We start from the raw sequence: 11,969 nt of genomic DNA on the forward strand, positions 1-11,969 counted from the left end.
TAAAAAGCCTACAGCGGTTCCAGGTTCTGGTGCATTGGTGCGCTAGCGTTTCTTCAGGCAATACTTTTCAACGGCACTGATGATCCCATAAAGTCCCAGAGCGATGAAACACAGGATACAGATCGAAAGAATGAGAAGATCCAGTTTGAATACCTGGCTTCCGTAGATGATCATGTATCCCAGTCCTTCCCGCCCGCCGATAAATTCGCCGATGACGACGCCGACCAGGCAGAGGCCGATGTTGACTTTCATGGTGCTGATGATGGCGGGGATGCAGCTTGGGATGACAACTTTGGTCAGGGCATGAAAACGATTGCCGTGCAGGGTGTAGATCAGGGTGAGTTTATCGGGATCGACGGTGACGAAGTTGGCGTAAAGATTTAAGATGCTGCCGAAGATGGCAACGGACATTCCCGCGACGATGATCGTGGTCTTGTTGGCACCGAGCCATACGATGAGCAGGGGAGCCAATGCGGATTTGGGCAGGCTGTTCAGAATGACCAGGTAAGGATCGAGAACCTCGGAAAGCCCCGGGCTGAACCAGAGCAGGATTGCGATGATGAGGCTCAGGATGATTACAAGGGCGAAGCTCAGGAGCGTTTCATAAAGGGTCACGCCGATGTGCAGGAAAATGCTTCCGTCCAGAATCATGTCCCTGAGACAGAGGGCGATGCGGGAGGGACTGCTGAAAATGAAGGAGTCGATGATTCCGGTATTGGCCGTGAATTCCCACAGAAACAGGAATCCGAGCAGGATGGCGGCGCGGGAGAAACGGACGATCTTCCTGCGGCGGCGCTGTTTGTTCAGGTAATAGATCTGGCCTTGGGAAAGTTCATTCATTGGGATTTAACTCCTTCCATATGAGATTGAAATAGGATTTGAATTCCGGGGCATTGCGCCGTTTCAGAGGTGTTAGATCCGGCTCCTGGAATGTGATGGGGACGGTCTGTAGTATGGTGGCGGGGCGGGCGGTGAGGACGATCACGCGATCGGCAAGGCTGATGGCTTCCGCCAGATCGTGTGTGACCAGAATTGCGCTTTTTTTCTCTTTTCGGATGATCTGGCCGATGTCGTCCCCGACCGTCAGTCTTGTCTGGTAGTCGAGCGCCGAGAAAGGTTCATCCAGCAGGAGAAGATCCGGCTCCATAACCAGTGTGCGCACGAGGGCGGCCCTCTGCCGCATTCCTCCGGAGAGTTCCGAAGGGCGGGAATTAGCGAATTGATCCAGTCCGTAGATGTCCAGCAGTTCGCGTGCTTTTTCTTTGGCACGGGCGGTCATGCTGTGCTGGATTTCCAGACCGAGGAGTACGTTGTGATAGACGGTGCGCCATTCCAGAAGTTCATCCTTCTGAAGCATATAGCCGATGTTGGTGGCGCTGCCGCGTAAGTATTTTCCATTTAGCAGGATCAGCCCTTTTTCGGGTTCCAGAAGACCTGCAATCAGGTGTAAGAGTGTGGATTTTCCACAGCCGGACGGACCGACGATGGCGAGAAAGTCGCCTTCTTTCATAGAGAACGAAATGTGTTCCAGCGCTTTGGTTTCGCCGTCCATGTTGTGATAGGCATAATTGATATCTTTGACTTCCAGCAGATATTCCATAGGTAACCTCCAGTCTCATGAATGATACGGGGAAAGATTCTATATATTATTTTATGAAAAGATACACATATCTGTTCGGAAACGGTAATATTTGATAAGAAATACGAAGAAACATATAAGATCCGGGAAGGAAAGAAGAGAGGAGTAGGGAAGAAGTGAACAGGAATTATCAGAAGGAGATGGAGAAGGTGATCGGATGCCTGGAAGAGGAAGAAAAGGTCCCGAAGCTTCTGCTCCACAGCTGTTGTGCACCGTGCAGCAGTTATGTACTGGAATATTTATCGCAGTATTTTGAGATCACGGTGTTTTACTATAATCCGAATATTTTTCCGGAAGAGGAATTCTATAAGAGAATCCGGGAACAGGAGCGGCTGATCCGGGAAATGCCTGCGAAGTATCCGGTTCATTTCCTTGCGGGAAATTATGACAGTGAGAAATTTTATGCCATGGCAAAAGGGCTGGAGCAGGTGCCGGAGGGCGGCGAGCGCTGTTTTAAATGTTATGAGCTGAGACTCAGGGAAGCGGCAAAGGTGGCGGCAGCGGGCGGATTTGACTATTTTACCACGACGCTCAGCATCAGTCCGCTGAAAAATGCCGCAAAGCTCAATGAAATCGGTGAGCGTCTGGCGGCGGAATATCAGGTTGCGTATCTTCCGTCTGATTTTAAAAAGAAGAACGGATATAAGCGTTCTATCGAGCTCTCCAGAGAGTATGGATTATACAGGCAGGATTACTGTGGCTGTATTTTCTCGAAAAAAGAGCGGATGGAAACTTTACAGAAGTAGGAAAACTGTGGTACACTCAAAAAGGTTTACTAAGTGATGAAAAGGCAGAAAAGAGGGAAAGCGATGGCACAGTTATGGGGAGGACGCTTTACGAAGGAGACGGATCAGCTCGTTTATAACTTTAATGCGTCCATTTCATTCGACAAACGGTTTTACGAACAGGATATTAAGGGAAGTATCGCCCATGTGATGATGCTTTGTAAGCAGGGAATCCTGTTTGAGGAAGAGAAGAAAGAAATTATTGCAGGTCTGGAAAGTATTCTCCGCGATGTGGAGAGCGGCAGACTTGAGATTACAGATAAATATGAAGATATACACAGTTTTGTGGAGGCGAATCTGATCGAGCGGATCGGGGATGTGGGTAAGATGCTCCACACCGGGCGCAGCAGGAATGACCAGGTGGCACTGGATATGAAGATGTATATCCGGAGTGAGATTATTTCCCTGCAGGGACTGGTGGTGGATCTTTTGCGGGAGCTTCTGGAGATCATGAAGCAGAACGTTGATACGATCATGCCGGGATTTACACATATGCAGAAAGCGCAGCCGACGACGCTGGCGCATCATATGGGAGCTTATTTTGAAATGTTCAAGCGGGATCATTCGCGTTTGAAGGATATTTATAAACGGATGAACACCTGTCCGCTGGGAGCAGGAGCGCTTGCGGGAACGACTTATCCGCTGGATCGGAACTATACGGCAGAGCTTCTTGGATTTGACGGGCCGACGCTCAACAGTATGGATTCCGTTTCCGACCGGGATTATCTGATCGAACTGATGAGTGCGCTTTCCACGATCATGATGCATCTGAGCCGGTTTTCGGAAGAGGTGATCATCTGGAATTCGAATGAGTACCAGTTTGTCGAGATTGATGACAGCTACAGTACGGGAAGCAGCATCATGCCGCAGAAGAAGAATCCGGACATTGCCGAGCTGGTGCGCGGTAAGACGGGACGTGTCTACGGTGCATTGATGTCGATTCTGACAACGATGAAAGGAATCCCTTTGGCATATAATAAGGATATGCAGGAGGATAAGGAACTGATCTTTGATGCGATCGACACGGCGAAGGGCTGTCTGGCCCTATTTACCGGAATGATCTCTACAATGAAGTTCAACAAAGAGCGGATGAACGAGAGTTCACGCCACGGTTTCACCAATGCCACAGATGCGGCGGATTACCTGGTGAATCATGGAGTGCCGTTCAGGGATGCACACGGGATCGTAGGTCAGTTGGTTCTCTACTGTATCGATAAGGGAATTGCGCTGGATGATATGTCTCTGGAAGAATACAAAGCGATCTCACCGGTATTTGGGGAAGACATCTATGACTCAATCAGCATGGAGACCTGTGTGAACAAGCGGAAGACGATCGGAGCACCGGGACCGGATGCGATGCGTAAGGTCATTGAGATCTATACGAAATATCTGGAAGAGTGCTAATATAGTTACTGTTCACACAGTAGCCAGCATTTACTGCTGGCTACGTGTCAACAGCGTACATGGCACGCGGATTTGGAATGGAAAATAGCTTGCATTTCTTATGGAAATGGGTTATTATACTCGGGACACGTACAAATGTGTTTCGACTAAAGACAAAATAGAGAAAAGAAATGAGGAAAAGCGATGAAAAAGAAATTAAAAGTTGGGATTCTTGGAGCGACCGGAATGGTTGGACAGCGTTTTATCGCCCTTCTGGAGAATCACCCATGGTTTGAGGTTGTCACTGTAGCAGCAAGCCCGCGTTCTGCAGGCAAAACATATGAAGAGGCAGTTGGAGACCGTTGGAAAATGGACACTCCGATGCCGAAGAAAGTAAAGAAACTGATCGTACATAATATTAATGAAGTAGAGGAAGTTGCATCTACTGTTGATTTTGTTTTCAGTGCGGTCGATATGACGAAAGAAGAGATCCGTGCGATCGAAGATGCTTATGCTAAGGCAGAGACACCGGTTGTTTCCAATAACAGTGCACATCGCTGGACACCGGATGTACCGATGGTTGTACCGGAGATCAACCCGGAGCATTTTGAAGTGATTGAGGCTCAGAGAAAACGTCTCGGAACAAAACGCGGATTCGTAGCCGTAAAACCGAACTGCTCGATCCAGAGCTATGCACCGGTGCTTACCGCCTGGAAAGAATTCCAACCGACCGAAGTTGTAGCTACAACGTATCAGGCAATTTCAGGAGCCGGAAAAACCTTTAAAGACTGGCCGGAAATGGTAGAGAATATTATTCCGTATATCGGCGGCGAAGAAGAGAAGAGTGAACAGGAACCGCTTCGTCTCTGGGGCAGAGTGGAAAACGGACAGATCGTGAAAGCGAAAGAGCCTGTGATCACGACCCAGTGTATCCGTGTTCCGGTTCTGAACGGACATACCGCAGCGGTATTTGTAAACTTTGCAAAGAGCCCGACAAAAGAAGAGCTTCTTGAAAAACTGGAAAACTTTAAGGGTCTTCCGCAGGAACTGGAGCTTCCAAGTGCGCCGAAGCAGTTTATCCGTTATCTCGAAGAAGATAACCGTCCGCAGGTAAAACTGGATGTGGATTATGAGAATGGAATGGGAATCACGGTCGGACGTCTGAGAGAAGACACATTGTTTGACTGGAAATTCGTAGGACTTTCCCACAACACAGTACGTGGAGCGGCAGGCGGAGCAATCCTGTGTGCAGAGACACTTGTTGCGAAGGAATATATCAAGGCAAAATAAGAGAACATCTGATAGGCCGTTTCATTTGAACAAATGTTACGGCCTTTTTAAACTTATTTTATAGGGGAAGATATTTGCCACGGTATCAGGCAAGACAGGGGGAAGGATTATGGACAAAGAAATGCTGAATTATACACAGAACAGAGAGCTTTCCTGGCTGAAATTCAATCACCGGGTTCTGGAAGAGGCACAGGATCCGACGGTTCCGCTTCTGGAGCGGATGAAATTTGTTGCGATCTTTACCAGCAATCTGGATGAGTTCTTTATGATCCGTGTTGGGAGCCTGTATGACATGGCCCAGACGGATCATACGGCGGTTGACAGTCGTTCGGGCATGACGCCGAAAGAACAGCTGGATGCGATTTTTGCGGCAGTGGCACCGCTATATAAGGAGCGCGACAAGACATACTCTGAGATTAAAAAGCTGCTGAGCCCGTATGGTGTCTGCGGGCTTTCCATAAAGGAACTGGAAGCACAGGAAAAGAAGTACGTTAAGAAGTATTTTAAAGATCAGATTCTGCCGATCCTTTCGCCACAGATCGTGGACGCGAATCATCCGTTTCCTCATCTTCTGAATAAAGCCTTGTATGTAATCGCCAATCTGAAGCAGGACAACAAGTCCATGCTGGGAATCGTGCCGGTACCGCAGTTTGTATCCGACATTCTGTATTTGCCGGGGCATGACATCCGTTATATCCGGATGGAGAAGGTGCTGATGGAATATTTGAATCTGATCTTTGAAAAATACGAGGTTACAGACCGGAACTATATCTGCGTGACGAGAAATGCGGATATTTCCCCGGATGACGAATCCCTGGAGATCAACGATGATTTCCGGTTTCGTATGCAGGAGACGCTTCATAAACGTCGCAGAATGGCGGTCGTTCGTCTGGAGACGGCAGAGCCGCTTCCAAAAGATGCGGAAAAGTATTTCTGTGATAAATTTAAGATCACCCCGGCTCAGATCTTCCGGACCAAAATGCCGATGAAGCTGGATTACATTTTCTCGATTATGGATAAAGTGCCGTCTTCCATGAAGCGTCCGCTGGTGGATGAACCGTTCACCCCGCAGCCGTGCCGTTACCTGACCGACGACAGTGTGATGAAGCAGGTAAAAAAGAAGGATGTTCTTTTATCCTTTCCATATGAGAGTATGGATCCGTTTCTGCGTCTGATTAAAGAGGCTTCTCAGGACCCGTCGGTTCTAACAATCAAGATCACGATCTACCGTCTTGCAAAGAAAGCAAGACTGGTGGAATATCTCTGTGCGGCGGCTGAAAACGGGAAGGAGGTCACGGTACTGATCGAGCTTCGTGCACGGTTCGACGAGCAGAATAACATTGACTGGTCGGAACGGCTTGAGGAGGCAGGCTGCAGGGTGATCTATGGATTTGATGGTTACAAGGTGCATTCGAAAATCTGTCTGATCACATACCGGAACAAGAATGAAATTCAGTATATCACGCAGGTGGGTACGGGAAATTACAACGAGAAGACGGCTGCAATGTACACCGATGTTTCACTGATTACGGCAAATAAGAGCATCGGAAATGATGCGTCCGTATTTTTCAAAAATATGTCGATCGGCAATCTGAACGGGAGCTATGAGAATCTGATCGTATCGCCGACAAGCCTGAAACCGAAGATCCTGCATCTCATAGATGAGGAAATCAAAAAGGGTGCCTCCGGGCGGATCGTCATGAAAATGAATTCGGTGACGGATGTGGATTTTATCCGCAAAATATCGGAAGCGTCTCAGGCCGGAGTGAAGATCGATCTGATCGTCCGGGGAATCTGCTGTATCCTTCCGGGCGTGCCGGGTTATACGGAAAATCTGAAAGTAACCAGCATTGTTGGACGTTTTCTGGAACATCCCAGGATTTTCTGTTTTGGAGAAGGACCGGATCAGAAGGTATACATCGGCTCAGCGGACATGATGACGAGAAATACCGAAAAACGTGTGGAAGTGGCCTGCCCGGTTTACGACAGCCGGATCAAAGACCAGCTGGTACATATGCTGGAAATCATGCTGGAGGATAACCAGAAAGCACGTGAGCTGCAAAGTGACGGCAGCTATAAAAAGAAAGAAAAAGGGACCAAAAAAGTCTGTGCTCAGGAGTATTTCATGAAGGAAGCGCTTACGGTAAAGAGACCGAAAAAGGCGGATGAAGCAGGTCTGTGGGTGCGGATTCTAAAATGGTTCTTTGGAAAACAACATCGATAGGACGGACAGGAGTATTTGTAATTATTTATGGGTAAAAAATCAGTTTATATAGCCGAAAAACCGAGTGTTGCGCAGGAATTTGCCAAGGCGCTGCACCTGAATTTAAAAAGAAAGGACGGGTATCTGGAGGCGGATGAAGCCATCGTAACCTGGTGTGTGGGGCATCTGGTGACCATGAGTTATCCGGAAGCTTATGATGAGAAATACAAACGCTGGAGCCTTCAGACGCTCCCTTTTATTCCTAAGGAATATAAATATGAAGTAATCCCGGCTGTGAAGAAACAGTTTGAGATTGTGAAAGGTGTGCTCACCCGGGAAGATGTGGAGCGGATCTATGTCTGTACCGACTCCGGACGGGAAGGAGAATATATTTACCGGCTGGTGGAGCAGATGGCTCATGTGAAAGGAAAAGAACGCCGCAGGGTCTGGATTGATTCCCAGACGGAGGAAGAGATCCTGAGAGGGATCCGGGAGGCGAAGGATCTGTCCGAGTATGACAATCTTTCGGCTTCCGCTTATCTTCGGGCCAAGGAAGATTATCTGATGGGAATTAATTTTTCCCGACTTCTTACACTCAAATACGGGAACAGCATTTCCGGTTATCTGGGAAATAACTACACCGTCATTTCCGTAGGACGCGTGATGACCTGTGTACTGGGGATGGTGGTGCGCCGCGAGCGTGAGATCCGTGAATTCGTCAAAACTCCGTTCTACCGTGTCCTGCAGAGTGTGGATGTGGACGGGCACAGCTTTGACGGTGAGTGGAGAGCGGTGAAGGACTCCCTATATTTTGAATCGCCGAAACTGTATAAAGAAAATGGATTTAAGAAGCGGGAGGATGCCGAGAACCTGATCGCACACCTAAATGAAGGGCCTGCGGAGACGAAGATCCTTTCCATCGAAAAGAAAAAAGAAAAGAAGAATCCGCCTCTTTTATTTAACCTGGCAGAGCTGCAGAATGAATGTTCCAAACGGTTCAAGATCAGTCCCGACGAAACGCTGCGCATTGTGCAGGAATTATATGAGAAGAAGCTGGTGACTTATCCGAGAACGGATGCCCGTGTGCTTTCCACTGCGGTTGCGAAGGAAATCACGAAGAATCTGAACGGGCTGAGCAAATATCCTGTGGCGGCGCCTTATATGCAGGACATTCTGAATTTCGGCAGCTACAAGAATCTCGCGAAGACACGGTATGTCAATGATAAACAGATTACGGACCATTATGCGATCATTCCCACCGGACAGGGGCTGCCGGCTTTGAATTCGGTTGCGCCGGTGGCGAAAAACGTATATGATGTAATTGTACGGAGATTTCTCAGTATTTTCTATCCGCCTGCAGTATATCAGAAAGTGGCTGTGACGACACAGATGCAGGAAGAACAGTTTTTTGCAAGCTTCCGTGTGCTGGCTGAAGAGGGATATCTGAAGGTGGCAGGGATCCCGGGGAAGAAAGCGGCATCGCCAAAGGGAACTGCCGTCGATGCGGAGTCTTCTGAAAATCCGGCTTCGGATGGGGAGAATGAAACACAGGATCTGGATGCGGCGTTTTTTGAATGTATTCAGAAGCTGAAAAAGGGAATGGTTCTTCCTGTGAAAGGCCTTGCGATCAAGGAAGGAGAAACCTCTCCTCCGAAACGATATAATTCGGGTTCTATGATCCTTGCGATGGAAAATGCGGGGCAGTTGATCGAGGATGAAGAGCTGCGCGCACAGATCAAAGGTAGCGGAATCGGTACCAGTGCCACACGCGCGGAGATCCTGAAGAAATTATTTAACATCAAATACCTGGCGCTGAACAAGAAGACACAGGTGATCACACCGACACTTCTCGGCGAGATGATCTATGATGTGGTGGACCATTCTATCAAGTCACTTTTGAATCCGGAACTGACTGCGAGCTGGGAAAAGGGGCTCACATATGTTGCAGACGGTGATATCACGCCGGATGAATATATGAGAAAGCTGGAGCAGTTCATTATAACCCGTACAAACGGCGTGCTGGGTTTAAATAACCAATATCAACTGAGAGGCTGTTATGACAAGGCGGCTGAGTTTTATAAAAAACCTGTGAAGAACACAGAAAAAGGGAAAGGGAAAAAAGAATGAAAGAAATGACTGTAAAAGAAATGTACACATTGGAAGAGACGATTGCGAAGGACATTTTTGAAGGTGTTACCTATCCATGGGAAGTACTGCCGAAGATCAGCAGCTTTATTTTAGAACTGGGTGCCACACTTCCGGAGGAAGAATATGAAAAGCGCGGTGAAAATGTGTGGGTGGCAAAGTCCGCAAAGGTGGCTCCGACTGCATTTATCGGCGGCCCGGCGATCATCGGAAAGGAAGCGGAGATCCGTCATTGTGCATTTATCCGCGGAAATGCGATTGTAGGGGAAGGCGCTGTTGTGGGAAATTCCACTGAGCTTAAGAATGTCATTCTTTTCAACAAAGTGCAGGTTCCACATTATAATTACGTCGGTGATTCGGTTCTCGGATATAAATCCCACATGGGTGCCGGTTCGATTACGTCCAATGTGAAATCTGATAAGAAGCTGGTTGTGATCAAGACTCCGGAGGGAGGTATTGAGACCGGTATGAAGAAATTCGGCGCGATGCTGGGAGATAATGTGGAAGTCGGATGCGGAACGGTTCTGAATCCGGGAAGCGTGGTTGGAAAAGGAACGAATATTTATCCACTTTCCATGGTAAGAGGCTATGTTCCGGCAAACAGTATTTATAAAAAGCAGGGCGAGGTCGTAGAAAAGAGATAATTTCTTCGGTTTCCGGGAAGTTTGGAGAAACAAGATGAGATACAAATGTGTAGTTTCCGATCTGGATAAAACGCTTCTGAATGAGGAGAGTACGCTTTCTGCGACGACGCGGGATGCGCTTGAACGGCTGATCGAGGCGGGAATCCTGGTGGTCCCGGCAAGCGGGAGGCCGTTTGGGGCATTTCCGGAGTGCATCACGAAAATGGACGGGATCCGGTATGCGATCACTTCCAACGGCGTGGTACTGATGGATGTCGAGAAACGGGAACAGATCTGGTCCCTGAAGCTTCAAAGCCAGGTGGTCAGGAGTGTGTTTGCACTTTTAGAACATTATTCTGTGACTTACGAGGCATTCATCGACGGAAAGGCGTACACCGGTCAGGACTATTTTGACTGCCCTGAGATGTTTGGTGTACGGCCTGAGATTCGCGGTTACATTCAAAGTACCCGTCATGCAGTACCGGATATCCGGAGCTTTCTCAAGGAGCATGAGAAGGAACTGGACTGCATGGATGTGATCGTAAATCCAAAAGAAAAAGACGAGATCCTGAAGCTGGTTCGGGAAACGATTCCCGGAATCTATGTGACGACCAGTGCCCCGCATCTGATCGAAATATCGGACGAGGCGGCGGGTAAACATGCCGGACTTAAGAAACTTCTGGAAATGCTGAAGATCGACCCGTCGGAGGCCATCGCGTTCGGTGACGGAGACAATGACAGCGAAATGCTTCGGGAAGCAGGACTTGGAGTAGCGGTATCTAATGCGGGTGAGCTTTGCAGGGCGGCTGCCGATATGATCACAGCTTCCAATGAGGAAGATGGTGTGGCAGAGGCGCTTTATCGGGTTTTCCCGGAAATATTCGGGAGTAAAACAGGCGGAATCGGGAAAAGGAAAGGAATCAAGAAATGAGAAAAGTAGGATTTATCGGTGTAGGGATCATGGGAAAATCCATGGTGCGTAATTTGATGAAGGCAGGATTTGAACTGCATATTTATGCGAGAAATCGTGCAAAGGTGGAAGATGTAATCGGGGAAGGAGCCCTGTTTCATGACTCAATTGCTGCCTGCGTAAAGGGATGCGAGACGGTCATTACGATCGTTGGTTTTCCGCAGGATGTGGAAGAAGTATACTTCGATGAAGGAGGCATTCTGGAATCTGCAGATGCCGGTGCTTATCTGATTGATATGACGACGACCAGTCCACAGATTTCTGTGAAGATTAGTAAAGAAGGGGAAGAAAAAGGATTTCATGTGCTGGATGCGCCGGTCACCGGAGGGGATACCGGGGCGAAGGCCGGAACCTTATCCATTCTGGTCGGCGGAAAGGAAGAAGATTTCGAGGCATGTATGCCACTTTTTGAGGCCATGGGAACCAATATCAACTATCAGGGTGAAGCAGGCTGCGGCCAGCATGCGAAGCTTGCCAACCAGATTATGATCGCGGGAACCCTTACAGGAGTCTGCGAGGCTCTGAGCTATGCGAAAGCGAAAGGTCTGGATATGCCGACTTTATTAAAATCGGTTTCCGCAGGAGCAGCGGGAAGCAAACAGCTCGACACCTTCGGACCGAAGATCCTGGAGGAGGATTATGCACCGGGATTCTTTATGAAGCATTTCATCAAAGATATGAAGCTGGCGCTGGTGGAGGCAAATATCAGCGGACTCAGTCTGGAGATGCTCAGTCTTGTTCTTGCAAATTACGAGGAGCTTGAGGCAGAAGGGCTGGGAGATCTCGGAACTCAGGCACTGATGAAGTACTACGAAGTACAGGTAGTGTCAAGTAATCTATGAAAAACTGGGCCGAAAAAAACAGGCTCAAACGAACCTTGAAAATTGCAAATATATAAGACGGAAGGCCCTCCGGGGGCTCAGGGCGCTGC

General features: G+C 48.4%; 10 protein-coding genes. 8 read left to right on the forward strand and 2 right to left on the reverse strand.

Features of this window, described 5'->3' with window-relative positions; translation table 11 throughout:
- Window positions 1-42: 42 nt before the first annotated feature.
- The gene (locus tag ACTNA4_RS01320) at window positions 43-840 is read right to left on the reverse strand and encodes an ABC transporter permease (protein ID WP_441028215.1); all 798 of its coding nucleotides are present in this window, start codon (window positions 838-840) and stop codon (window positions 43-45) included.
- Window positions 833-1,600 (reverse strand): ABC transporter ATP-binding protein, encoded by a 768-nt coding sequence (locus ACTNA4_RS01325; protein ID WP_427807074.1) that lies wholly within the window; start codon window positions 1,598-1,600, stop codon window positions 833-835. The genes ACTNA4_RS01320 and ACTNA4_RS01325 overlap by 8 nt, the downstream gene beginning before the upstream one ends.
- 179 nt (window positions 1,601-1,779) lie before the next feature.
- Between ACTNA4_RS01325 and ACTNA4_RS01330 the strand changes: the two genes are divergently transcribed.
- From ACTNA4_RS01330 to ACTNA4_RS01365, 8 genes are all read left to right on the forward strand, one after another.
- A complete protein-coding gene (locus tag ACTNA4_RS01330) occupies window positions 1,780-2,385 on the forward strand; it encodes an epoxyqueuosine reductase QueH (RefSeq protein WP_441028227.1) in 606 nt (201 codons plus the stop codon).
- A gap of 63 nt (window positions 2,386-2,448) precedes the next feature.
- On the forward strand, window positions 2,449-3,828 hold the full coding sequence (gene argH, locus ACTNA4_RS01335; RefSeq protein ID WP_441028217.1) for an argininosuccinate lyase: 1,380 nt from the start codon (window positions 2,449-2,451) through the stop codon (window positions 3,826-3,828).
- A gap of 183 nt (window positions 3,829-4,011) precedes the next feature.
- Complete coding sequence (gene asd, locus ACTNA4_RS01340; protein WP_427807071.1) at window positions 4,012-5,097, forward strand: aspartate-semialdehyde dehydrogenase; 1,086 nt, start codon at window positions 4,012-4,014, stop codon at window positions 5,095-5,097.
- A 109-nt stretch (window positions 5,098-5,206) separates the two neighbouring features.
- Window positions 5,207-7,321, forward strand: a complete 2,115-nt coding sequence (gene ppk1, locus ACTNA4_RS01345) for a polyphosphate kinase 1 (protein ID WP_427807070.1) — start codon at window positions 5,207-5,209, stop codon at window positions 7,319-7,321.
- A gap of 27 nt (window positions 7,322-7,348) precedes the next feature.
- Window positions 7,349-9,427 carry a DNA topoisomerase gene (locus ACTNA4_RS01350; RefSeq protein ID WP_427819778.1) on the forward strand — a complete coding sequence of 693 codons (2,079 nt, stop codon included), beginning with the start codon at window positions 7,349-7,351 and terminating at the stop codon, window positions 9,425-9,427.
- Window positions 9,424-10,089: a UDP-N-acetylglucosamine pyrophosphorylase gene (locus tag ACTNA4_RS01355; RefSeq protein WP_427807068.1), complete on the forward strand. Its 666-nt coding sequence runs from the start codon at window positions 9,424-9,426 to the stop codon at window positions 10,087-10,089. Before ACTNA4_RS01350 ends, ACTNA4_RS01355 begins: the two co-directional genes overlap by 4 nt.
- A 34-nt stretch (window positions 10,090-10,123) precedes the next feature.
- On the forward strand, window positions 10,124-10,999 hold the full coding sequence (locus tag ACTNA4_RS01360) for an HAD family hydrolase (protein WP_441028219.1): 876 nt from the start codon (window positions 10,124-10,126) through the stop codon (window positions 10,997-10,999).
- Entirely contained in the window at window positions 10,996-11,880 is an 885-nt protein-coding gene (locus ACTNA4_RS01365; RefSeq protein ID WP_441028221.1) for an NAD(P)-dependent oxidoreductase, read from the forward strand. The genes ACTNA4_RS01360 and ACTNA4_RS01365 overlap by 4 nt, the downstream gene beginning before the upstream one ends.
- The last annotated feature ends 89 nt before the right edge of the window (window positions 11,881-11,969 follow it).

Origin of the sequence: Bariatricus sp. HCP28S3_A7, assembly GCF_052066375.1 — a bacterium.
Lineage (GTDB): Bacteria > Bacillota > Clostridia > Lachnospirales > Lachnospiraceae > Allocoprococcus.

Coding starts and splice junctions, on each gene's coding strand:
- ppk1 (WP_427807070.1), top strand. CDS start 5,207: ATGGACAAAGAAATGCTGAATTATACACAGAACAGAGAGCTTTCCTGG.
- asd (WP_427807071.1), top strand. CDS start 4,012: ATGAAAAAGAAATTAAAAGTTGGGATTCTTGGAGCGACCGGAATGGTT.
- ACTNA4_RS01320 (WP_441028215.1), bottom strand. CDS start 840: ATGAATGAACTTTCCCAAGGCCAGATCTATTACCTGAACAAACAGCGC.
- ACTNA4_RS01325 (WP_427807074.1), bottom strand. CDS start 1,600: ATGGAATATCTGCTGGAAGTCAAAGATATCAATTATGCCTATCACAAC.
- ACTNA4_RS01350 (WP_427819778.1), top strand. CDS start 7,349: ATGGGTAAAAAATCAGTTTATATAGCCGAAAAACCGAGTGTTGCGCAG.
- ACTNA4_RS01355 (WP_427807068.1), top strand. CDS start 9,424: ATGAAAGAAATGACTGTAAAAGAAATGTACACATTGGAAGAGACGATT.
- argH (WP_441028217.1), top strand. CDS start 2,449: ATGGCACAGTTATGGGGAGGACGCTTTACGAAGGAGACGGATCAGCTC.
- ACTNA4_RS01330 (WP_441028227.1), top strand. CDS start 1,780: ATGGAGAAGGTGATCGGATGCCTGGAAGAGGAAGAAAAGGTCCCGAAG.
- ACTNA4_RS01360 (WP_441028219.1), top strand. CDS start 10,124: ATGAGATACAAATGTGTAGTTTCCGATCTGGATAAAACGCTTCTGAAT.
- ACTNA4_RS01365 (WP_441028221.1), top strand. CDS start 10,996: ATGAGAAAAGTAGGATTTATCGGTGTAGGGATCATGGGAAAATCCATG.